This window comes from Actinocorallia longicatena (assembly GCF_039534125.1).
Taxonomy (GTDB): Bacteria; Actinomycetota; Actinomycetes; order Streptosporangiales; family Streptosporangiaceae; genus Actinocorallia; species Actinocorallia longicatena.
In genome coordinates, this window is record NZ_BAAAUV010000003.1 from 161,138 (window position 1) to 183,984 (window position 22,847).

Below are 22,847 nucleotides of genomic sequence, written 5' to 3' on the forward strand. Positions count from 1 at the left end.
TTACGTCCGAGTCGATCCGCTTAAGGCTGATCAGTCTGCTTCGTCGCCTTTTCGGCCTCGGCGGCCTCCCATGCGGCCTGGTCGAGGTCGGCCTGGCGCGGGGCGTCGATGCGGGCGATGCGCTTGTTCATCGACCTGATGAGGAACACGAGCGCCACGCCCATGCACACGACGACGAACGTGCCGAGCAGCCCCGGCGACACCGTGTCGTTGTTCAGCTCCTGAGCGATGACCATCATGAGGAGTGCACCTTCTCCCTGACTCCGGCGAACAGATCGTCCTCCGGAAGTTCAGTGTCGACCAGGGACCTCGCCAGATGGTAGTCCTCCGTCGGCCATGCCTTGCGCTGGAGGTCGGGCGGGCAGGCGAACCAGAAGCCGTTCGGGTCGATCTGGGTGGCGTGCGCGATCAGCGCGGCGTCGCGGACCTCGAAGAAGTCGCCGCACGGGACCTTCGTGGTGAGCGGCCACAGGACCGGGCGGTCCTCCCAGTTGGCGATCCAGTCCAGGTAGGGGGACTCCTTCCCGGCCTCGATCAGCTGCTCGTGCATCGCGAGCAGCCGCTCCTTGTGGAAGGTGAGGAAGTAGTACATCTTCAGCGGCTGCCACGGGTCGCCGAGGCCCGGGTAGCGCTCGGGGTCCCCGGCGGCGTCGAACGCCGCGACGGAGATCTCGTGGGTCTTGATGTGGTCGGGGTGGGGGTAGCCGCCGTTCTCGTCGTAGGTGAGGACGACGTGCGGCCGGAACTCGCGCATGATCTTCACCAGCGGGGCGGTGGCCTCCTCCAGCGGGACGAGCGCGAAGCACCCCTCGGGCAGCGGCGGCAGCGGGTCGCCCTCGGGCAGGCCGGAGTCGACGAAGCCCAGCCACTCCTGCTTCACCCCGAGGATCTCGCGGGCGGCGTCCATCTCGGCCTGGCGGACGGCCGACATGTTGGCCTTGATCTCCGGACGGTCCATCGCCGGGTTCAGGATGTCGCCCCGCTCGCCGCCCGTGGCAGTGACGACCAGGACCTCGACGCCCTCCGACACGTAGCGGGCCATGGTCGCGGCGCCTTTGCTCGACTCGTCGTCGGGGTGGGCGTGGACCGCCATCAGCCGCAACGGCTCAGCCTGTGTGTCGACCACTTGAGGGCACTCCTATGCTTGCTTCGGCCGGCACTCTCTGGTGAACCAGCTTTTCGAGATTGTTGCAGTCGCCTCCGACAGAAACCCGTAACACCCCGCGAGGATTCCCGATGACGCCCGAAACTCCGGAACGGACTTCGCCTTGGAAGGACCGGATCTTCTTCGGCGCGCTCGGGCTCGTGGTCGTCGCCTTCGTCGGCGGCTGGGCCGTGATCATGGGGAACGCGGGGGGCGACGGTCCCGCCGGGCTGACCGGTGTGTCCGGGGAGACGATCGGTTTCAGGGTACAGAGCGACACCGCCGTGCAGGTCACTTTCCAGATCAAGAAGCCCGAGGACGCGCTGGTAAAGTGTGTGGTGAAGGCCCGCGCGCACGACGGCCTGACCGTCGGCCAGACGGAGGTGTCGGCCCAGCCCGGCAGGACCGGGTCGACCCAGGTGATCGTGCTGCCCACGACCGCGCGTGCGACCACCGCCGAAGTGTTGGATTGCGACCGCACCTGACCGTCAGATGGCGGGTTGATGAACGGCGGCAGTGGGAACCTTTACCTCCAACGACCGGATAGGCTTGAGGTTTCCGCTCGTTCCGGCTCCCCCAGACGGGGAAGGCCAGGTGCGAGCGTGGATGACACCCGGCCACATCACGTGGAAATAGGAGTACCCGTGACCGAGACCCGCACTGACAACGTCACCTGGCTGACCCAGGAGGCGTACGACCGGCTCAAGAACGAGCTGGACCACCTCTCGGGTCCGGGCCGCAAGGAGATCGCCGCGAAGATCGAGGCCGCCCGCGAGGAGGGCGACCTGAAGGAGAACGGCGGTTACCACGCGGCCAAGGAGGAGCAGGGCAAGATGGAGGGCCGTATCCTCCAGCTCCGGCAGATCGTCGACAACGCCCGCGTCGGCGAGGCCCCGGCCCGTGCCGACGGCGAGGTCGGCCCCGGCATGACGGTGACCGTCGCCTTCGCCGGCGACGACGAGGAGGTCACCTTCCTGCTCGCCTCCCGCGAGGAGCAGGGGTCCCCGATCGACGTCTACTCGCCCAAGTCCCCGCTCGGCGCGGCGATCAACGGCAAGAAGATCGGCGAGAAGGCCTCCTACACCCTTCCGAACGGCCGCGCCATGACCGTCGAGATCATCGACGCCGTCCCGTACGCGGGCGCGTAGCACCCCACGCACTTCCCCGATCGGCCCGCGGCGCCCGCACAGCGTCCGCGGGCCGATCGAGTTTTGCCCTTTTCACGGGATTGGCCGGGCCCTGACCTGCCGATTCTCTGGATATGACGCCCGAACCGCCGCAGGATCCCCAGCAGCCGGACCTGCGCAAGGATCCGCAGCCCGGATACCAGCGGCCCGAGTACCCCGAATACCGGGCTCCGGGGTATCCGCCGCCGCCCGGGTACGGGCAGCCGCAGCCGCCGCCCGCCTACCAGGGCGTGCCGCAGGGCATCCCGCCCGAGCCGTACGAGAACGGTGTCAGCCCCTACCAGGCCTTTCCCGGCGCCTACGGGCCCTACGGGCATGTCCCGGCGTACGGGCCGCGCACGAACGTCCTGGCGATCGTGTCGCTGATCGCCTCGATCGTGAGCTGCGGCATCGGCAGCGTCGTGGGCGTGGTCTGCGGCCACATCGCGCTGAACCAGATGCGCCGCTCCGGTGAGGCGGGCCGCGGGCTGGCCGTCGCCGGACTCGTTCTGGGCTACCTCGGGCTGCTCGCGGCCGTCGGCGTCATCGTGATGCTGGTCGTCGGCGCGTCCCTCGGTGACGACTACTCGTCTTACGACACCCCCTAAAAACCTCTCCAAAGGAAGATCAACACGTCACCCGGTCGCGTTTGCCGACGCCCATCCGGGCCATCTTGCGACTATGACTCAACCGCCGCAGGACCCGCAGAACCCGTGGGAGAACCCGGGCGGCGGGACTCCGCCTCCCAGTGACGACCCGCCGAACCAGCCGTACGGCCGGCCCGCTCAGCCCGCTCAGCCCGGCCAGCCCGGCCAGCAGGGCCCGTCGTTCTCCAAGGATCAGCCGGGCCCCTACAGCGGCCAGGGCGGGCAGCACGACCCGTTCGCCGCCCCGCAGAACCCCTACGGCCAGCAGCACGGGCAGCAGCCGCCCGGCGCGGTCCCCCCGGGTCCCGGCGGAGGCCAGGGCTACGGCCCCGGCGGAGTGCCGCCCTACACCGGCGGCCAGGACCCCTACGGCCAGGCCTACGGCTCCGGCTCACCGATGATCGCCGCCAAGTGGAAGCGCCTGGTCGGGATCATCATCGACGGCATCATCTTCGGCTGCATCACCTTCTGCATCAGCATGCCGTTCGGCGCGAACACGAACGACATCGTGGTCACCAACGCCGACGGCACCGAGACCTACCACTGGGACAAGATCTACACCGGCGGCCAGCTGTTCGCGAACCTGATCGGCGCCGTCCTGGTCTTCCTGTACTTCTGGCTGCTGACCACCCGCTGGAACGGCCAGACGCTCGGCAAGAAGGTCATGAAGACCCGGGTCGTCCGGGAGGACACCGGCGGCCCCATCGACTCCAGGGCCGGTGCCATCCGGTCGGGCGTCTACGTGGCCCTCGGCTGGATCTGCGGCTGCGGCGGCCTGGTCGACGCGATCTGGATCTTCACCAACCCGAAGAACCAGACCCTGCACGACAAGGCCGCCGGGACGGTCGTCGTCGACGAGGTCGGCCCCAACCCCTACCAGGGCTACGGCCAGCAGGGCGGCGGCTACGGCCAGCCCGGCCAGGGGTACTGACCGGCGGAGACCGTCTTACTGATCGGTTACGTCAGTTGCCCAGTCTGCCCAGTTACGGGCAGGCTGGGCTTCGTGCATCCGCGACGTAGACCTGCCATCGCCCTGTCCCTGTCCCTGGTGGCCGCGTTGGGCGTCGCCTGCCAGGCCGGCGACCCGAAGCCGGCTCCCCCCGTCCAGCCGCAGGCCACGAGCGGCGCCCCGGCGACGCCCTCGCCCTCCCCCTCGATCAGCGACCAGCCCATCGCGGCGACGCAGAGCTCGGCGGGCGACCCCTACGTGCCCGGCGACGGCAACGGCGGATACGACGTCCTGCACTACGACCTCAAGCTGAAGATCATCCCGGCGGACGAGGCCAAGACCCTCGACGGCGTCGTCACGATCAGGGCCAAGGCCACCACCGACCTGCTGCGCTTCAACCTCGACCTGACCGGGCTCAGGGTCTCCGCGGTCCAGGTGGACGGCAAGAAGGCGAAGTTCACCCGCGACGGCAGCGAGCTGGTCATCACTCCGCCGGCGTCGCTTCCGGCCGGGGGCCAGTTCACGGTGGCCGTCGCCTACGCGGGCACCCCGAAGGCGATCGTCGACCCGATCCTCGGACGCTACGGCTGGATCAAGACGCCCGACGGTATCACCGCCGCCTGCCAGCCGAGCGGGGCGCACACCTGGTTCCCCAGCAACGACCACCCCTCGGACAAGGCCACCTTCGACATCACGCTGACCGTCCCGCAGGACCTCAGCGCCCTGTCGAACGGCGAGGCCGGTCCTTCCGTGACGGCCGGCGGCCTGACCACGACGCGCTGGCGCATGAAGCAGCCGATGGCGACCTACCTCGCGATGGTCACCGTCGGGAAGTTCAAGGTGAAGCAGGGCGTCACCCCGGGCGGCATCCCGATCACCACGGCCGTCGACACCACGATCGCCTCCCCGAGCATCGAGGAGTTCCACGAGGCCAAGGCGAAGATCACCGACGAGTGGGTGAAGCTGTTCGGCCCCTACCCCTTCGACTCGACCGGCGGCGTCATCGACAACGCCGACGTCGGCTTCGCCCTGGAGACCCAGTCCCGGACGATCTACGGCCAGTTCGACCCGGGCGAGGAGATCATCGCCCATGAGCTGGCCCACCAGTGGTTCGGCGACAGCGTCTCGGTCACCCAGTGGCGCGACATCTGGCTGAACGAGGGCTTCGCGACCTTCGCCGAGTGGACCTGGGCCGAGCGCAGGGGCCGCGGCACGGTCAAGCAGCAGTTCGACAGCCTCTACGCCCAGGCCGACTCCCCCAACTGGCGGACCCTGCCCGGCGACCCGGGCCGCAGCAAGCTGTTCGACACCTTCGCCGTCTACAACCGCGGCGCCATGGCCCTCTACGCCCTCGAGCAGAAGATCGGCCGCACCGAGTTCTACGACCTGCTCCGCACCTGGGCCAGGGAGCACCGCTACGCCAACGCCACCACCGCCGACTTCGTCGCGCTCGCGAGCAAGGTCGCGGGCACCGACCTCGACCCCTTCTTCCGGGCCTGGCTCTACGGCAACACCCGCCCCGAGCTCTAGGCCGGGTCTTACGGATCTTGTCCGTAGCGAGCGGCGTTCAGGTGCGTGCCTGGGCGTCGCGCAGTAGGACGAAGATTCGTGAGACCCGGCCTAGGGTCTGTTCGAACCCCGGGGGCGCGTCCGGTAGAGCCTCGGTCAGGGGTTGGGAAAGCCCGGGCCGGGGACGCGACAGGCCGTCGCGGGCCCGCCCAGGGTGGGGGCGTGCATGGGGTGAGAACGGCTGCGGCGGGTACGGCCACGGCGATGGCGGCGGCGGTACTCGTCGGCGCCGGAGCCGGGGCGCGGGACGGCGACGGGTGCGGGGAGCCCGGTGCCCGGACGGCCCGATGGGCCACGGAGTCACCGGGGGCGTCCGGGACTCCCCCGGCGGCGGCCACTCCGGCCGCAGACGCCCCGGCTGGAGACGTCCCGGCTGGAGACGCCCCGGCCGGGATCGTCCCGACCGGGATCGTCCCGACGGAGACGCCGGCCGCTCCGGCGGTCCAGGCGACCGGCACACGAGAGCCGGAAACGGCCTCCCCCGCGGCGGCACCGGCCGCGACCCCGTGCCCGCTGCGGATCCCGGGCAAGCCCGGCGCCGCCTCGATCGGTGACCGGTACTTCCCCGGCGCGGGCAACGGCGGCTACGACGCGACGCGCTACCGCGTCGCCCTCAGGTTCACCCCTGCGGGCCACGAGGTCGACGCCACGGTCACGATGACCGCGACCGCGACCCAGGCCCTGTCCTCCTTCCACCTCGACTTCCGTGGTCCGCGGATCCTCGACGTCAAGGTCGACGGCATGCCCGCGGCCTTCGTCCGCAAGGGCGGCGAGCTCGTCGTCACCCCGGCGGGCGGCCTGGCCGCGGGAAAGCCGTTCACCTCCGTCGTCCGCTACTCCGGGACGCCCGCCGCGACCAGGGACGGCGAGCTCGGCACCTACGGCTGGGTCAGGTCCGGGGACGGCGCGGTCGTGGTCGCCGAGCCCGACGGCGCCCCGAACTGGTTCCCGGTCAACGACCACCCCTCCGACAAGGCGCTCTACGACTTCTCGGTGACCGTCCCCAAGGCCCTCCAGGTGGTGGCCAACGGCGTCCCCGACACCCCGGTGACCAAGGCCGGCTGGACGACCTACGGCTGGCACGAGCGCACCCCCATGGCCTCCTACCTGGCGACGGTCGCGATCGGGAAGTTCGCCGTCAAGCGCGGCAAGATCGGCGATCTCCCCGTCATCACCGCGGTGGACCCCCGTTTCAAGAAGTCGCTGAACTCCCTGCACAAGACGACGATCAAGGCGCTGGTCTGGGAGCAGAAGCTCTTCGGCCGCTACCCGTTCCGCTCGGCCGGCGGCATCATCGACGACCCGAAGCTCGACTACGCGCTCGAGACCCAGAGCCGCCCGGTCTACGCCGGTTTCGCGCCCGACGCCGACTTCGTCGTCCACGAGCTCGCCCACCAGTGGTTCGGGGACAGCGTCAGCCTCCGCCGCTGGCAGGACATCTGGCTGAACGAGGGCTTCGCGACCTACGCCGAATGGCTGTGGCACGAGCGCGGCCCGAAGACGGCCGGGCGCGACAGCGCCAAGAAGATCTTCAAGCGCTACTACCGGCAGCCGCCGAACTCCCCGATCTTCAACCCGCCGCCGGGCGCGCCCGGCCGCAAGGCGCTGTTCAGCTTCTCGGTCTACATCCGGGGCGCGATGACGCTCCAGGCCCTCCGCCAGAGGGTCGGCGACAAGGCCTTCTTCAAGATCCTTCGGACCTGGGCGACCGGGAGGCGCGGCGGGAACGCCACGACCGCCGACTTCATCGCGTTGTCGGAACGGATCTCCGGCAGGCAGCTCGACAAGCTATTCACCGTGTGGCTGACCCGCAAGGGCAAGCCCAAGAAGGGGTCCTGGTAGCACGTGATCACCACAACCATCGTCGCCCTGACGCTCGGCCTCACCCCCGGCGCCGCCGGGGTCGGCGACCCGTACTTCCCCCAGGCGGGGAACGGCGGCTTCGACGTCGCCCACTACGACATCGACCTGACCTATGCCAGAGCGGGCATCACGGCGACCACGACCGTCACCGCCCGGGCGACCCAGGGCCTGTCGCGCTTCGACCTCGATTTCGTCGGATTGAAGATCACGAGCCTGAAGGTCGACGGCACGGCCGCGAAGTACACCCGTTCCGGCCAGGAGCTGACCGTCATCCCCGCCGTGGGGATCCCGGCCGGGAGGACCTTCACGGTCACGGTCGCCTACCGGGGCGCCCCGAATCCCCTCGCCGACCCGCTGCTCGGCCGGTCCGGCTGGCTGCCCAGCCCCGACGGCGTGGTCACCCTGTCGGAGCCGGCCGGCTCGGCGAGCTGGTTCCCCGTCAGCGACCACCCCTCCGACAAGGCCACCTTCGCCTACCGGATCCGCGTCCCCCGGGGGCTGAGCGTGCTGGCCAACGGCGAGCGCGACGGCGACCGCTGGGTCGTGCGCGAGCCGATGGCCCCCTACCTGGCCTTCATCGCCATCGGCAAGTGGGACGTCCGCGAGGGCAGGACGCCCGGCGGCATCCCCAGCGTCGTCGCGATCGACCCGGCCCTGCACGAGAGCACCGACACCCTCTTCGAGCGGGTCGGCACCACCACCGACTGGGGCGTCAAGGTCTTCGGCCCCTACCCGTTCGGCTCGACCGGAGCGGTCGTCGACGACCTCGTCACCGGCTACGCGCTGGAGACCCAGAACCGGCCGTTCCTGTCCAGCAACCAGAACGACCTCGCCACGATCGTCCACGAGCTGGCCCACCAGTGGTTCGGCGACAGCGTCTCGGTCGCCCGCTGGCAGGACATCTGGCTGAACGAGGGCTTCGCCAGCTACGCGGAGTGGCTGTTCGACGAGCAGCACGACGGGCCCTCCGCCCAGTCGCGGTTCGACCGGCTCTACGCCCAAGGCCAGGACTGGCCGGGCTGGAAGGTGACGACGGGTGACCCCGGCCGTGACCGTCTGTTCAGCGGGCCCGGCATCTACCAGCGGGGCGCGATGGCCGTCCACGCCGTGCGGACCGCGATCGGCGACAGGGCCTTCTTCCGCCTCCTGCCTGCCTGGACGGCCAAATACCGGCACGGGAACGCGACCGTCCAGGACTTCCAGGCCCTCGCCGAGCAGATCTCCGGAACCGACCTCGACACGGTCTTCCGCGAGTGGCTGTTCACCGCGAGTAAGCCCCGTGTCGTAAAGCCCGCTACGGTCTGAGGTCAGGGAAGATGCAAGGGTCCCCCGTGACAGGAGAACGCCTGATGACTGCCCCACGCCTCGCCGCCGCCGCCCTGACGGCCACCGTGGTCCTCGTTCCCGTCGCCGCGCAGGCGGTGACCGCGCCCAAGTTCACGCCGGGTTCCGGCGGGGCGGGCGAGCCCTACTTCAAGGACATGGGGAACGGCGGGTACGACGTCGGGCACTACGGGCTGAAGCTCGCCTACAACCCGTCCGCCAGGTCCATCAACGCCACCGTGAAGATCACCGCCGTGGCGCGCAAGAACCTCTCGCGGTTCAACCTGGACCTGCGCGGGCTCACCGTGACGGCGGTCCAGGTCAACGGCAAGGCCGCGAAGTTCACCCGCAGCGGCGCCCAGGAACTGGTCATCACCCCGCGCTCGGGGCTGCCGGCGGGCAAGAAGTTCACCGTGGCGGTCGCCTACAACGGCGTGCCGAAGAAGATCGAGGACGAGCCGCTCGGCCAGTCCGGATGGATCTCCACCGAGGACGGCGCGGTCGCGCTCAACCAGCCGTTCGGCACCGCGACCTGGATGCCGGTCAACGACACGCCCAAGGACAAGGCCACCTACACCTTCACACTGGTCGTGCCGAAGGGCCTGACGGCCCTGGCCAACGGCGTCTTCAAGGGCAAGAAGAAGACCAAGGACGGCCGGTACTCCTTCAAGTGGTCGATGACCACGCCGATGGCCAGCGAACTGTCACTGGTCGCGATCGGCAAGTACAGGGTCAAGGTCGTCAAGGGCAAGCTGCCGAGCTACACCGCCTTCGACTCCGACCTCGCCGGATCCACCAAACTGCTGACCGCCTACGACAAGAAGACCCGCTCGATCCTGAAGTGGGAGTCCAAGCTGTTCGGCGCCTACCCCTTCGCCTCGACCGGCGGGATCGTCGACGAGCTCGGCGTGGGCTACTCGCTCGAGACCCAGAGCCTGCCGGTCCACGACTGGAGCGTGGGCGGCCAGCTCCCGCCGGACGACCTGCTGGTCCACGAGCTGGCCCACCAGTGGTTCGGCGACAGCGTCACCCCGGCCCGGTGGAAGGACATCTGGCTGAACGAGGGCTTCGCCACCTACGCCGAATGGCTCTACACCGCCTCCCGCAAGGGCGGCAAGAGCGTCGACAAGCAGTTCGCGACGGCCTACGCCTACGGGCCCGGCGCCGACGTCTGGAAGGGCGTCCTGGCCGACCCGGGCCGCGACCACATTTTCGACGCCCCGGTCTACCAGCGCGGCGCGATGACGATCCACATGATCCGCAAGGCGGTCGGCGACCCGGTCTTCTTCCGGATGATCAAGGCGTGGGTCCACCTCAACAAGAACAAGAACGTCACCACCCAGGACTTCCAGAACTTCTGCGAGAAGTACTCGGGTAAGCAGCTCGACGGCCTGTTCAAGAAGTGGGTCTTCACCGCGGGCAAGCCCGAGCTCTAACTGAAAGTGAGGGTGTAGCCCTGCTTGCGGAGCCTGCCGACGACCTCGTCGCAGTGCTCCGCGCCGCGCGTCTCCAGGTGGAGCAGGACCTCGGCGTCCTCCACGTGGAGACGGGCGGCGACCCGCTCGTGCGTGACGTCGAGGACGTTGACGCCCAGGACCGCCAGCTCGGACAGGAGCTGGACCAGCGCGCCCGGCCGGTCGGTGAGCCTGACCCGCAGCACCAGGTAGCGTCCGGCGGTCGCCAGGCCGTGCCTGAGCACCTTGGCCAGCAGGACCGGGTCGATGTTGCCGCCCGACAGGACCGCGACGACCGGCGGCTTCATCGCGTAGGTGTGCTCCATCAACGCGGCGACCGAGGCGGCCCCCGCCGGCTCGACGACCTGTTTCGCCCGTTCCAGGCAGACGAGCAGGGCCCGGGACAGGGACTCCTCGGAGACCGTCACGACCGAGTCGACGAACTCGCTGACCAGCCGGTAGGTCAGATCCCCCGGACGCCCGACCGCGATGCCGTCGGCCATGGTCGGGCTCGTCTTGATCGTCATCGGCCGTCCGGCGGCCAGTGAGGGCGGGAAGGAGGCGGACCGCTTGGCCTGGACGCCCAGCACCGTCGGCGCCTCGACGCCCCGCTCCGCGGCCACCGACTTGACCGCGACGGCCAGCCCGGAGGCCAGCCCGCCGCCGCCGACGGCCGCCACGATGGTCCTGACCTCGGGAAGATCCTCCAGGATCTCCAGCCCGAGCGTGCCCTGCCCGACGACCACGTCATGGTGGTCGTAGGGCGGGATGAAGACCGCGCCGCACTCCTCGGCGTACTTCTGGGCGGCGGTCAGGCAGACGTCGAAGGTCTCGCCGGGGAAGACGATGTCGGCCCCGTAGGCGCGGGTGGCCTCGACCTTGGGCAGCGGAGCGCCCTCCGGCATGAAGATCGTCGCCTTGGAACCGAGCAGGGAGGCCGCCAGCGCGACGCCCTGGGCGTGGTTGCCGGCGCTGGCCGCGACCACGCCGCGGGACCGTTCCTCCGCGCTCAGCCGGGAGATCCGGGTGAACGCGCCGCGGATCTTGTAGGAGCCGGTGCGCTGGACGTTCTCGCACTTGAGGTACACCGGGCCGCCCACCACCTCCGAGAGGTGGCGCGAGTGCAGCAGGGGACTACGTACGAGGACTTCGCGCAGCGCCTCACGGGCCACGCGCATCTCGTCCACGCTGACGAGTTCGTTCATGGACCAAGTCTCGCAGCAACGAGAAGCCGGACCCGCCAACTGGGGAGCGACGGGTCCGGCTGCCTCGGGGTGATGCGGTTCTCGGCTACTTCAGGACGGACGCCACCGCTCCGGAGAGGGAGGCCGTCGCATCGTCACCGTCGAGCGACCAGAACATCGCGCCGCCCAGCCCCTGGTCCTTGACGTAGTTGGCCTTGAGCGTGGCCAGCTGCGGGTCCATGAAGTTCCAGAAGGTGGTGCCGTCGTACTTCCAGGCCGATCCGGCCGGGTCGCGGTAGACGGTGCCGGGGAGGTTCTTGATGTTCTTGAAGTCCTCGACGCCCTTCTCGACCGTGCCCTGGGCCAGTCCGGTGGAGGTCTGCCACAGGCCGTTCTTGCCGCCGTTCGGGACGCCCGTCCAGCCGAAGCCGTACATCGGCATGCCGACCGTCAGCTTCTGGGCGGGGAAGCCCTTGGCCTTGTAGGCCTTGATGACCTTGTCGATGCTGTACTGCTTGTCGGCGGGGTTCGGGTCGCCGGCCACGTCGTAGAGGTTGTCGTGGTGGTTGGTCGTGGTCTCCCAGCGGCCGTGGAAGTCGTAGCCCTGCACGTTGCCGTAGTCGAGGTACTGGTGGATCTTGTCGACCTCGAGGCCGACCTCGATCTCGTGCGGGTTGGCCGGCATGAAGAAGGTCAGGCCGAAGCGGCGGTTGACCTGGGCGCCGTAGGCGTCGAGCTGCCGGCGGAACTCGGCGAGCATGAGGGTGAAGTTCTGCTTGTCCTCGGGACGGACGACGTTGCCGACCTCTCCGGCGGTGGAGCCGGGCCACTCCCAGTCGATGTCGAAGCCGTCGAAGACGCCGTAGGCCGCGCCGGTGCCGCCCGCGCCGTCGCCGACGGGCAGGTTGCCCTTGAGGAACATGTCGATGCAGGAGGACACGAACGCCTTGCGGGAGGCGTCGGTGAGGGCCGCGTCGGAGAAGTACTTCGACCAGGTCCAGCCGCCGATGGACATGTTGACCTTGAGGTGCGGGTTGAGCGCCTTCAGCCGCTTGAGCTGGCCGAAGTTGCCGCGCAGCGGATCGTCCCACTTGTCGGCGACGCCGTCCACCGAGGAGGCGGCGTCGTAGGAGCGCTGGTAGTCGGCGTAGGAGTCGCCCTGGCCGAGGGCGTTGACCTCGAAGCACTTGCCGTCGGCGTTCACGTTGGCGAACGCGTACTGGATGGTGGTGAGGTTCTTGGCCGCGCCGGAGGTCTGCAGGTTCTTCACGTGGAAGTTGCGTCCGTAGACGCCCCACTGCGTGAAGTAGCCGATCTTCTCGTACTTGGCGGGCGGCGGGTCGGTGGCCTTGGTCGTCGCGGTGGCCGAAGCGGAGGCCGCCGAGACGTTGTTCGCGGCGTCCTTGGCGCGGACGGTGTAGGTGTAGGCGGTGTTCGCGGTCAGGCCGGAGTCGGTGTAGCTCGTGCCGGTGGCGGTGCCGACCTTGGTGGCGCCGCGGTAGACGTCGTAGCCGGTGACGCCCACGTTGTCGGTGGAGGCCGTCCAGGAGAGGCCGATCGCCGAGGAGCCGGAGGCGGTCGCGGTCAGCCCGGCGGGGACGGACGGGGCCACCTTGTCGTCGATGCCGGTGGTCCTCACCGTGAGCGGGGCCGAGGCGTCGGACTCCTGGTTCGCGGTGTCGACGGTCTTGACCGTGAAGGTGTAGGAGGCGTTGGAGGCCAGGCCGGTGACGGTCGCGGCGAGGCCGGTCACGGTGGCGACCTTGGTGGCGCCGTTGTAGACGTTGTAGCCGGTGACGCCCTTGTCGTCGGTGCCGGCCTGCCAGGCGAGAGCGACGCTGTTCTCGGTGATCGCGGTCGAGGCGAGGCCGGTCGGGGCGGTGGGCCGGGCGTCGGTCGTGCCGCCGCCACCGTCGCAGGGGTTGCCGTTGAGCTTGCAGCCGGAGGGGACGACGCCGCCGCCGGGGGCTCCGACGAAGCCGGGGCTGACGGTGGCGCCCGCGGCGAGCGTGCCGTTCCAGCCCTTGTTGACCAGCGTGTAGTGCTGGCCGGACCGGGTGTAGTCCGCGTCCCAGACCGAGCTGAGGGCGGCGCCCGCGGGGAGGTCGAACTCGAGCTTCCAGCTGGTCAGGCCGGCGGAGCCTGCCTTGATCGTGTAGGCGCCCTGGAATCCGCTGCCCCAGTCTCCCTGGGAGACGAAGGTCGCGGTCGAGGGGGTGTCGGCCGATGCGGGCAACGCGGCGAGGAGCGGCGTGAACAAGGCCGCGATCGCCAGGGAGGTGGTGAGTCGACGCACTGCGGGGGCTCCTGACGGTGAAGGCTTCCCAGTAGATAAATAGGAAACTTTCCTGTTGGTTGCGGTGAACGTAAGTCGTGTGACCTGGCCGACGCAAGGGCGGATCCACGGCTTGAGGCGGGCTTAAGCCACAGCTAAGGTTCGCGATCCCCTGCGGCGCCGCACCGCGTCTTGCGCGGTAGTGCGCAGTGCGCAATAGTGTGCACCACACAAGGAGGTCTTCGGCATGGACACCACCCAGCTCCTCAAGGGGGTGCTCGACGTCGCCGTCCTGGCGGTCCTCGACCAGGAGGACAGCTACGGCTACGACGTCGTCCGCCGCCTGCGCGAGGCCGGCCTCGACGACGTCGGGGACGCCTCGGTCTACGGCACCCTGCGCCGCCTGTTCAAGGCCGGCGCCCTCACCTCCTACGTCGTCCCCTCCGACGAGGGGCCGCACCGCAAGTACTACGGCCTGAACAACGCCGGACGCGCCACCCTGGCCACCTCCCGCAAGGACTGGTCGACCTTCGCCCGCACGATGGACACCCTCCTGGAGCCCCGATGATCGCGACCCCGGTCACCGAGTACGCCGCCGCCGTCCGCGCGGCCCTGGCCGACGTCCCCGCGGCCGACCGCGCCGAGCTCCTGGAGGACCTCGAGGAGCATCTGGCCGAGATCGACGCCGAGTCCGGCGAGTCACTCGAAGCCCGTCTCGGGCCGCCCGAGCGGTACGCCGCCGAGCTGCGCGCCGCCTACACCGACGTCGCCGTCGAGAAGCCGCGCGTCACGGCCTGGGCCCTGTTCGACCGGACCGAGGCCGGGATCGCGGAGTTCTTCGAGCAGCGGGTGCCCGAGCATCCGGGCGTCCGGGCCGCACTGCGCGACGCCCGGCCGATGTGGTGGCTGCTGCGCGGCTACCTGACCGCCTACGTCTTCTGGGCGATCATCGCGGGCGAGGACCGCGGCCCCCTCCCGGACGATCCCGGCGAGTTCCTCTGCGTCCTGCTGTTCGCCGGCGCCTCCGTCTGGCTCGGCCAGCGGGCCCGGAGCGGCAGCCCCCGGCGGCGGCCCATCGCCCTCGTGACGGCCCTGTTCAGCGCCTTCGCGATCTGGGCGGGACTGGTCTTCCTCAGCACGGTCGACCTGGCCGGCGGCGCGTCCTACTACCCGCAGAGCTACGCCGAGGACCCGGTCGAGTCCAGGTTCGGCGGGACGATCAACATCTACCCGTTCAAGGACGGCAAGCCGCTCACCGACGTGCAGCTCTACGACCAGGACGGCAATCCGGTCAACAGCCCGCCGCTCGAGGAGTACCCGATGATCCCCGGCTCCAGGCCCGTCGCCGCGAACGTCTACCCGAAGCCGCTGTGCTACCAGACCGACGAGGACGCCCCGATGGACGCCGTCCTGCGCCTCATGCCCGTCTGCCCGCAGACCCCCGAGGTGGGCCCCGTCCCCGACGCCACCGCGCCCCCCGCCGAACAGTCCCCGTCGCCGACCACGAAGCCGACCGCGAAGCCGACGGCGAGCCCCACGCCCAGCCCGACCGGCCGCTCCTGACCGGCGTGCTCAGGGCAGGGCCGCGCGGAGGGTGTGGATCTCCGGGGTCAGGTCGGCGAGGAGCCCGTCCTTCGGCAGGTCGGGCAGGGCGGGCGCGGGCTCGTGCGCCCGGACGGCCGCCGCCAGCGCGCTCAGGGTCCCGGCCGTGACCTCCAGGTCGGCCGGGTCCGGTGCGGGGAAGCCGTGCCGTGACTTCACCGAGGCCGCGGTGACCGCGTCGACGATCTGCTCGACCGCCACGACCGCGGAGAACCAGGCGGCGGCCCTCGTGCTCGCCGGGGGCGGCTCGGCGAGCGTCTGCTGGAGGGTCGTGCGGAGCGTGGTGATGGTGCGGTGGATGCCGCGGCGCCGCTGGGAGCGGGCGGGCGAGTCCTCGAACGCGCCCCTCAGATAGGCGGCGGCCGCGTCGATGGTGTCGGCGAGCCGGGCCGAGACCTGGACGCGCCAGGAGTCCGGCCACAGGGCGTAGCCGAAGACGAGGACGATCACGCAGCCCAGTGCCGTGTCGGCCAGCCGGGTCGTGGCCAGGGTCGTGGCGGGCTCGTGGTGGAGCAGATCGCCCAGCACGAGGATCAGCGGGGTGACCGCCGCGGTCTGCATCGCGTAGCTGCGGGCCGAGACCAACGGCACCAGCCCGCCGAACAGCGCCGCCAGCGGGACGGCCGGCCAGCCGCGCGGCACCAGGATGAGGATCGCCGCGGCGATGACGACCCCCACGAGCGTGCCGAGCCCGCGCAGCAGCGCCCGGACGAACACCGACCCGAAGTCGGGCTTGAGGATGAACGTCACGGTCAGCGCGACCCAGTACGAGCGCGGCACGGTCAGGACGGCCGAGGCGATGCCCGCCAGCCCGATGCACAGGGCCAGGCGGAGGGCGAAGCGCCAGGTCGTCCAGGTGAAGACCATCTCGCGGACGGCCGTGACGGCCCGGACCGGCCACGCCGCCGGACGGCCCAGCAGGTCGGGATCCTCCGGCCGGGGACCGGCCAGGCGCCTGCGGGAGTACTCGACGGCCGCCGCGAACGCCGGCTCCTCCGACACGAACACCGCGGGCGGGCAGGTCCGGTGGTCGGCCGCGACGGCCTCCCCGATCCGCCGGACGGCCGCGGGCATCCCGGCGGGCGCCGGGGCGTCGTGCAGCAGGGAGATGGCCTCCAGCAGCGGGGTCGCCGCGTTGAGCATCGTGGTCAGCCGCCGGATCTCGATGTCGCGGCCCTGCTCGCCGATGCGGTGCCGGGTCAGGACGTCCTGGGCGGCGTTGACGGCCGGTGCCACGGCGAGCCGGGCGGCGTCGGCCTCGGGAGCGGCCTCGAGGACGTCCGCGAGGGCGAAGTACACCCCGGCGACGGCCTCCCGCTCCGGATCGGCCCTGTGCAGCGGCCAGCCCAGCAGCACCAGCCCGAGGAAGAAGCCCGAGCCGCCCAGATGGTAGAGCGGGGCCTGCCACCACGGCCCCGGCAGCTCGATGCCCGTCCCGATGACGGCCATGAGCAGCAGCATCAGCCCCGACCCCGACGACACCGCGCCGATCGAGCTGATCAGCCCCGACACCAGCGCGACGCCCACCAGGACGCCCACCGTCCACCAGCCCCGGTCGTAGGCGGCCTCCCCCACGATCAGCCCGACCGCGCCGACCAGCATCGGGATCGCGATGCCGAGCAGCCGCAGCCGGTAGGGGCGCAGGGTGTTCTGCAGCGCGCCCGACAGCGCGCCGGTCGCCGCGATCATCCCGGCGACCGCGTTGCCCGACGCCAGCCCGATCGCGGTCATGGCCGCGATCGAGATCCCGGCCCGGAAGACGGCGGGCCACGGGACGGGCGCGCGCACCGGGGTCACGGCCCGGACCAGCCATCCCTGCTCACTCACCCCCTCATGATCAGCCTTTGGACAGGTCTATTGCGAATCGGACTCACCCTGACCAGCCCCCTTGCCCGAAATCTTCCGGTTGGCCAGTCTCGGAGCAGAAGATCAAAAGTCTCGGAGGGGATTTTCTATGATGCGTACCGCTTCGATCGCCGTCGCGGCCCTGACGGCCGCCCTGGCGCTCAGTCCCGCCGCCCAGGCGCAGAAGATCGTCTACACCCCCGGCGCGCCGGGTGCGGGCGACCCCTACTTCCCCGACATGGGCAACGGCGGCTACGACGTCTCCGGCTACGACATCACGCTGAAGTTCGACCCCGCCACCAAGGCGATCGAGGCGACCACCAAGGTCAACGCGACGGCCACCCAGAACCTGTCGTCCCTGAACTTCGACTTCCTCGGCCTGACGGTCGACGAGGTCAAGGTCGGCAGCAACACCGCCGCCTTCGCCAGGACCGGCGCGCAGGAGCTGGTCGTCACGCCGCAGTACGGCATCTCCGCGGGCGCGACGTTCTCGGTGACCGTCACCTACCACGGCGTCCCGCAGAAGATCGACGACGACACCCTCGGCGTCTCCGGCTGGGTCGCCACCGCCGACGGAGCGGTCATGCTCAACCAGCCGTTCGGCGCCGCCACCCTCTTCCCGGTGAACGACACCCCGAAGGACAAGGCCACCTACGGCTTCACGATCACCACCCCGTCGGACCTGACGGCGATCGCCAACGGCGAGCAGGGCACGAAGACCACGACCGGCGGCCTCACCACGGTGAAGTGGAAGATGAACCAGCCGATGGCCTCCGAGCTCTCGATGATCGCCATCGGCCGGTTCAACGTCACCACCGGCCGCACCCCGGACGGCATCCGCAACATCACCGCGGTCGACACCGCCCTGGACACCGGCCAGGGCGCCGCCTTCTTCGCCGGCACCGGGGCGGTCACCGACTGGCTCCAGTCGATCTGGGGCCCCTACCCGTTCGCCTCGACCGGCGGCGTCATCGACCGGGTCGGGGTCGGCTACGCCCTGGAGACCCAGGGACGCCCGGTCTACGACACCAGCCGCGCGGGCCGGGTCCCGAGCAACACCCTCATCGCCCACGAGGTCGGCCACCAGTACTTCGGCGACAGCGTGACCCCCGCGGCCTGGAAGGACATCTGGCTCAACGAGGGCTTCGCCACCTACAACGAGTGGCTGTGGACGGCGACCCACGGCGGCCGGAGCGTCCAGGAGTCGTTCGACGACACCTACGACCAGCCCGCGAGCGCCGCGGTGTGGCAGCCGGTCATGTCCGACCCGGGCCGCGACGGCATCTTCGACGAGACGGTCTACGACCGCGGCGCGATGACCCTCCACGCCCTCCGCACCGCGATCGGCGACGACGCCTTCTTCGAGCTCGGCCGCCGCTGGGTCGCCGAGAACCGCTACGGCTCCGTCACCACGGCCGACTTCCAGGCCCTCGCCGAGCAGGTCTCGGGCCAGGACCTCGACGACCTGTTCACCAAGTGGGCCTACACCCCCGGAAAGCCCTCCCTCTAGGCAGGGATTTGCCCGCTCTTGGTGACGGCACGTAGCCTTGTGACCGTTCCGTTACCAAGAGCCGGGGGAAGACATGCCGCGTCAGGGCGTCGCTCTGGGGATGGCCGCCGTGCTCGTGGCGGGTGTGGGCGTCTGGGCCGCCGCCCGGAACGCCGGTGCCGACGACCTCGTCCCCACGCTCTCGGCGGACGCCCCCTTCCTCGGCTCCCCCGCCGAGGACTACGCCGACGGCGCGGACGGCGTCGCGCCCCCGCCGGCGCGGGCGATCGGCGGATTCTCCGCCGCCCAGGTCGCCGCCGCCTACCAGGGCACCGAGAGGACGGTCGAGGCCGCGGCGCTCGACCGGGCCACCCTCGAAGGCGCCGCCCCCGCGGCCTTCCTCGCCGCGATCGACCCGGCCCAGGCCGCCGTCCTCGGCGACCGCGCCCGCTCCCAGGTCGTCTCCCTCGCCCCCGGCAGCGCGGAGCTCGTCGGCGAGCGGATCAAGGTCCGGGGCACGATGAAGGCCGCCCCCGCCACCTACCACGGCAGGAACGGCCTGCACGTCAGCGTCGACTACACCTTCGTCTACGCCCTGCGCAACCCGAAGGCCCCCGCCCGGATCATGCGCTTCCGCGCCCACCTGAAGGGCACCACCTTCGAGGCGCCCGGCCGGAAGACCTCCGTCCTGGAGCAGTCGGTCACCGCCGCCCCGGCCCTGAGCGGCGGCGACGGCCACCTGCACCCGGACTGGAGCTTCGACGCTCCGCAGAGTTAGTCGGCGTTCCAGTAGCGGTCGGCGCCGTAGATGAAGGCGGCCGCGCCGACCAGGCCCGCGGTCTGGCCGAGCTCGGCGGGGACCACCCGGACGTGCCGGGCGAACTCCATCCGGGCGTGGTGGCGGAAGGTCTCGTCCAGCGGGGTGAACAGCATCGGGCCCGCCTGGGACATGCCGCCGCCGATCGCGACGACGTCGAGGTCGAGCAGGTGGGTGGCCGAGGCGATGGCGATGCCGAGGGCGCGTCCGGCGCGGCGCATCGCGGCGACGGCGATGGGGTGCCCCCGGGCGGCGTCGGCGGCCAGGTCCTTGGCCGTGGCGATCATCTGCTCGGCGCGCCAGCCCTCGGCCTGCGCCCAGGCGGCCAGGGCCGGGCCCCGGGCGATCGCCTCCAGGCAGCCGCGGCCGCCGCACTTGCAGGGCATGCCGCCCGGATCGACGACGATGTGGCCGATGTGCCCCGCGTTGCCGCTGGCTCCGTCGATGAGCCGGTCGCCGAGGATCAGGCCGCCGCCGACACCCGTCGAGATGACCATGCCGAGCACGTTGCGGCTGCCGCGTCCGGCTCCCCGCCAGTGCTCCCCGACGGCCACCGTCACGGCGTCGTTGTGGATGCGGACCGGCAGGCCCTTGTACCTCTCTCTGAGCCGCTCGCGCAGCGGGAACCCGCGCCAGCCGGGGATGTTGAGCGGGGAGACCTCGCCCGAGGGCCACTCCATCGGGCCGCCGCAGCCGACCCCGACCCCGATCAGGTCGCTCTCGGGAAGCTTGTCCAGCAGCGACTCCAGGGTCCGCCACAGGCCCTCGGCGTCCACTTTGGGGGTTTCGGTCCGTTCGTAGGTCTCGACCCGTCCTCCCGGATCGACGATCCCGACGGCCAGCTTGGTGCCGCCGACGTCGATGGCAAGCACCCGCTCGTCGCTCATACGTCCCCACCCTTCCCGAAGGCCAGGATCGAGGCCGTGAACCCGTGCACGTGGTTGCGGCCGCCGACCGGACCGATCTCCCCGTCGGCGAAGAACCCGCCGACGGAACCGAACTGTTCCAGCGCCCGGACGTCATGGTCGGACGTCGCGAACATGGCCCTCCCCCGGCCGTTGCAGGAGAACAGCAGCGCTCCCTCCACAGGGCCGAGGTCGAACCCCTTCACCAGGTCCAGCAGGTCGGAGTCCGCCGCGCCGGCGTCCCTGACCTGGAACCTGACAGTCTGCCCCGTCTCCACCACGTCGCCGATCGCCAGGGCGCCCGTGTCGGTGTCGACCCCGACGACCCCCCGCACCAGGAAGTCCCCCTGCTCGTGCTCGTCGGCGTACTCGTCCATCGCGACCCCGATGAGCAGGCCCTGGGCGGCGAGCTCACGTTCGTCGTCGGGCAGCGCCAGGACGATCTGCTCCAGCTTCTCCAGCGCCGGCGACCCCGCGAGCTCGTACAGGACGTTCTGCTCGGCCGACGTGATCGTCATCAGCGGTCCGACCGGCCGCGCACCCTGGCTGACCAGGGTCGTCGCCTCGACGGGCCCGCCGATGACCACGCCCACGGCGCCCTCGGTGAACAGCTTGTCGTCGATGAACAGCCGGGTCTCGCCCTTGGCCCCCCCGGCCAGCCCGCCGACCAGCGGCAGCCCCGGCAGGACCTCGTCCGAGCGCTCCACGAAGGCGTCGACGGGGAAGGAGTAGGGATCGGCGAGGAGCACCCCGACCACGTCGTCGGGCCGCGGATCGGGCATCCCGACCACGATCAGCCGGTCGTCGCCCCGCAGGGTCTCCAGCTGGAAGGGTTCGATCCGGGCGCCCTCCGGCAGCATTCCGGCCCAGGCGCTGACCGCCCCCGTCTGCTCGACCCCGCGCCCGTCGGCGATCACCCCCGAGGCGCTGCAGCCCAGCACCGTGCGGGCGTCCGAGCAGGCCATGGCCTGCCTGGCGGCCCTCTCGACCTCCTCCGGATCTTCTCCGCTGACGAAAACGCAGAGCAGGTCGGCCCGTCCGTCGAGGGTGCCGGTCGCCCGCCGGACGGCCTCTTCGGCCGCCGACGTCAGATCCAGTCCCTGCGCGAGCCCGTCGCCGAATCGCGTCATGTTTCGATTCAACCGGGCTTATGGGCGTTCTGAAACCACTGCCGTGTAAACAGTGCGGTCATCCCCATCGGGACGTAACCTCATTTAGGTGCAATCCACGCAGCGAGTGTCGACGCTGGGAGAGCTCCGCTCCCTTGGACATGTCCATCGCTCGGTCAAGGCCGAGTTGCGAAACAACCTTCTGCACCGGCTGAAATCCGGGGAACCGCGGTTCCCCGGCATCGTCGGCTTCGATGAGACCGTCCTGCCCCATCTGGAACGCGCCCTCCTCGCAGGTCACGACCTTGTTCTCCTGGGTGAACGCGGACAGGGCAAGACCCGCCTGATCCGGACCATCATCGGCCTGCTCGACGAGTGGACCCCCTTCGTCGAGGGCTGTGAGATCAGCGACCACCCCTATGAGCCGGTCTGTGTCCGCTGCAGGCGCCTGGCCGCGGAGCTCGGCGACGATCTGAAGATCGCTTGGCGGCACCGCGACGAGCGGTACGCCGAGAAGCTCGCGACCCCCGACACCTCGGTCGGCGACCTCATCGGCGACGTCGACCCCATCAAGGTCGCCGAGGGCAGGACCCTGGGCGACCCCGAGACCGTCCACTACGGGCTGGTCCCGCGCACCAACCGGGGCGTCTTCGCGATCAACGAGCTGCCCGACCTGGCCGAGCGGATCCAGGTGGCGCTGCTGAACGTGCTGGAGGAGCGGGACGTCCAGATCCGCGGCTACTCCCTGCGGCTCCCCCTCGACGTGCTGCTGGTCGCCTCGGCCAACCCCGAGGACTACACCAACCGCGGCCGGATCATCACCCCGCTCAAGGACCGTTTCGGCGCCGAGATCCGCACCCACTACCCGCTGGAGCTGGAGACCGAGCTCGAACTGATCGCCCAGGAGGCCGAGCTGTCGGCCGAGGTGCCCCGGCACCTGCTGGAGATCGTCGCCCGGTTCACCCGGCTGGTCCGCGACTCCAAGGCCGTCGACGGCCGGTCCGGGGTGTCCGCCCGGTTCGCCATCGCCGGGGCGGAGACCGTCGCGGCCGGGGCGCTGCGCCGCTCGGCGATCAACGGCGAGGAGCAGGCCGTCGCCCGCGTGTGCGACCTGCCCGCGATCGTCCCGAGCCTGATGGGCAAGGTCGAGTTCGAGGTCAGCGAGGAGGGCCGTGAGCAGGAGGTGCTGGAACACCTGCTGCGCCGCGCCACCGCCGAGACCTACCGGCACGCCCTGGGCACGGCCGACCTGTCGGGCCTGCTCGACAAGTTCGACCGCGGGGAGTCCGTCGACACCGGCGAGCTCGTCTCCTCCGCCGAACTGCTCCAGCGGGTCGGGCAGACCCGCGGGCTCGGCAAGCTCATGTCCCTGCTGGAGCTGGACGGCGACTCGCCGGGCCACGCGGCCGCCGCGCTGGAGTTCGCGCTGGAGGGCCTGTATCTGACCCGCCGCCTGTCCAAGGACGTCTCCGACGAGGGCTCTTCTACGTACCGGATGTAGGACCA

Annotated in this window: 20 protein-coding genes; 13 read left to right on the forward strand and 7 right to left on the reverse strand. The window is 70.6% G+C overall.

The features are described 5' to 3' along the window. Positions 1-20 precede the first annotated feature (20 nt). Both ABD785_RS06410 and mca read right to left on the reverse strand, forming a co-directional pair. A complete protein-coding gene (locus tag ABD785_RS06410; protein WP_344823196.1) occupies positions 21-239 on the reverse strand; it encodes a hypothetical protein in 219 nt (72 codons plus the stop codon). After that, positions 236-1,093, reverse strand: coding sequence for a mycothiol conjugate amidase Mca (gene mca, locus ABD785_RS06415; protein ID WP_344824128.1), 858 nt, complete (start codon positions 1,091-1,093; stop codon positions 236-238). Before mca ends, ABD785_RS06410 begins: the two co-directional genes overlap by 4 nt. Positions 1,094-1,236: 143 nt before the next feature. On the opposite strand from mca, the gene ABD785_RS06420 reads away from it, so the two are divergent. The 8 genes from ABD785_RS06420 (at position 1,237) to ABD785_RS06455 (ending at position 10,097) form a co-directional block, all read left to right on the forward strand. After that, positions 1,237-1,629 (forward strand): DUF4307 domain-containing protein, encoded by a 393-nt coding sequence (locus tag ABD785_RS06420; protein WP_344823198.1) that lies wholly within the window; start codon positions 1,237-1,239, stop codon positions 1,627-1,629. A gap of 159 nt (positions 1,630-1,788) precedes the next feature. Next, positions 1,789-2,292: a transcription elongation factor GreA gene (gene greA, locus ABD785_RS06425; RefSeq protein WP_344823200.1), complete on the forward strand. Its 504-nt coding sequence runs from the start codon at positions 1,789-1,791 to the stop codon at positions 2,290-2,292. A gap of 113 nt (positions 2,293-2,405) precedes the next feature. After that, positions 2,406-2,918, forward strand: a complete 513-nt coding sequence (locus ABD785_RS06430) for a DUF4190 domain-containing protein (protein ID WP_344823202.1) — start codon at positions 2,406-2,408, stop codon at positions 2,916-2,918. A gap of 73 nt (positions 2,919-2,991) precedes the next feature. Beyond that, positions 2,992-3,888, forward strand: a complete 897-nt coding sequence (locus ABD785_RS06435) for an RDD family protein (protein ID WP_344823204.1) — start codon at positions 2,992-2,994, stop codon at positions 3,886-3,888. Positions 3,889-3,960: 72 nt separating this feature from the next. Beyond that, positions 3,961-5,436 (forward strand): M1 family metallopeptidase, encoded by a 1,476-nt coding sequence (locus tag ABD785_RS06440; RefSeq protein ID WP_344823206.1) that lies wholly within the window; start codon positions 3,961-3,963, stop codon positions 5,434-5,436. Between the two features lie 243 nt (positions 5,437-5,679). Next, on the forward strand, positions 5,680-7,317 hold the full coding sequence (locus ABD785_RS06445) for a M1 family metallopeptidase (protein ID WP_344823208.1): 1,638 nt from the start codon (positions 5,680-5,682) through the stop codon (positions 7,315-7,317). 3 nt (positions 7,318-7,320) lie between these two features. Further along, positions 7,321-8,643 carry a M1 family metallopeptidase gene (locus ABD785_RS06450; protein WP_344823210.1) on the forward strand — a complete coding sequence of 441 codons (1,323 nt, stop codon included), beginning with the start codon at positions 7,321-7,323 and terminating at the stop codon, positions 8,641-8,643. Positions 8,644-8,687: 44 nt separating this feature from the next. After that, positions 8,688-10,097, forward strand: coding sequence for a M1 family metallopeptidase (locus tag ABD785_RS06455; RefSeq protein ID WP_344823211.1), 1,410 nt, complete (start codon positions 8,688-8,690; stop codon positions 10,095-10,097). Here ABD785_RS06455 and ilvA read toward each other — a convergent pair. Together ilvA and ABD785_RS06465 are read right to left on the reverse strand one after the other, a co-directional pair. Then, positions 10,094-11,320 carry a threonine ammonia-lyase gene (gene ilvA, locus ABD785_RS06460; RefSeq protein ID WP_344823213.1) on the reverse strand — a complete coding sequence of 409 codons (1,227 nt, stop codon included), beginning with the start codon at positions 11,318-11,320 and terminating at the stop codon, positions 10,094-10,096. The two genes, ABD785_RS06455 and ilvA, sit on opposite strands and share 4 nt — an antisense overlap. Positions 11,321-11,405: 85 nt before the next feature. Further along, the gene (locus ABD785_RS06465) at positions 11,406-13,595 is read right to left on the reverse strand and encodes a glycosyl hydrolase family 18 protein (protein ID WP_344823215.1); all 2,190 of its coding nucleotides are present in this window, start codon (positions 13,593-13,595) and stop codon (positions 11,406-11,408) included. A 226-nt stretch (positions 13,596-13,821) separates the two neighbouring features. Between ABD785_RS06465 and ABD785_RS06470 the strand changes: the two genes are divergently transcribed. Both ABD785_RS06470 and ABD785_RS06475 read left to right on the forward strand, forming a co-directional pair. Further along, positions 13,822-14,142 carry a PadR family transcriptional regulator gene (locus ABD785_RS06470; protein WP_344823217.1) on the forward strand — a complete coding sequence of 107 codons (321 nt, stop codon included), beginning with the start codon at positions 13,822-13,824 and terminating at the stop codon, positions 14,140-14,142. Next, entirely contained in the window at positions 14,139-15,137 is a 999-nt protein-coding gene (locus ABD785_RS06475) for an HAAS signaling domain-containing protein (protein WP_344823219.1), read from the forward strand. The genes ABD785_RS06470 and ABD785_RS06475 overlap by 4 nt, the downstream gene beginning before the upstream one ends. A 9-nt stretch (positions 15,138-15,146) precedes the next feature. On the opposite strand, the gene ABD785_RS06480 is transcribed toward ABD785_RS06475, so the two are convergent. After that, positions 15,147-17,003: an FUSC family protein gene (locus ABD785_RS06480; RefSeq protein WP_344823221.1), complete on the reverse strand. Its 1,857-nt coding sequence runs from the start codon at positions 17,001-17,003 to the stop codon at positions 15,147-15,149. A gap of 127 nt (positions 17,004-17,130) precedes the next feature. Between ABD785_RS06480 and ABD785_RS06485 the strand changes: the two genes are divergently transcribed. Continuing rightward, the gene (locus ABD785_RS06485; protein WP_344823223.1) at positions 17,131-18,531 is read left to right on the forward strand and encodes a M1 family metallopeptidase; all 1,401 of its coding nucleotides are present in this window, start codon (positions 17,131-17,133) and stop codon (positions 18,529-18,531) included. Between the two features lie 73 nt (positions 18,532-18,604). Continuing rightward, entirely contained in the window at positions 18,605-19,288 is a 684-nt protein-coding gene (locus ABD785_RS06490; RefSeq protein WP_344823225.1) for a hypothetical protein, read from the forward strand. Here the strand turns inward: ABD785_RS06490 and ABD785_RS06495 are convergent. After that, positions 19,285-20,214 carry an ROK family protein gene (locus ABD785_RS06495; RefSeq protein WP_344823227.1) on the reverse strand — a complete coding sequence of 310 codons (930 nt, stop codon included), beginning with the start codon at positions 20,212-20,214 and terminating at the stop codon, positions 19,285-19,287. The two genes, ABD785_RS06490 and ABD785_RS06495, sit on opposite strands and share 4 nt — an antisense overlap. Beyond that, entirely contained in the window at positions 20,211-21,362 is a 1,152-nt protein-coding gene (locus ABD785_RS06500; protein ID WP_344823229.1) for an FIST signal transduction protein, read from the reverse strand. The genes ABD785_RS06495 and ABD785_RS06500 overlap by 4 nt, the downstream gene beginning before the upstream one ends. Before the next feature lie 88 nt (positions 21,363-21,450). On the opposite strand from ABD785_RS06500, the gene ABD785_RS06505 reads away from it, so the two are divergent. Next, positions 21,451-22,842 carry a sigma 54-interacting transcriptional regulator gene (locus ABD785_RS06505; RefSeq protein WP_344823231.1) on the forward strand — a complete coding sequence of 464 codons (1,392 nt, stop codon included), beginning with the start codon at positions 21,451-21,453 and terminating at the stop codon, positions 22,840-22,842. Positions 22,843-22,847: the final 5 nt, after the last annotated feature.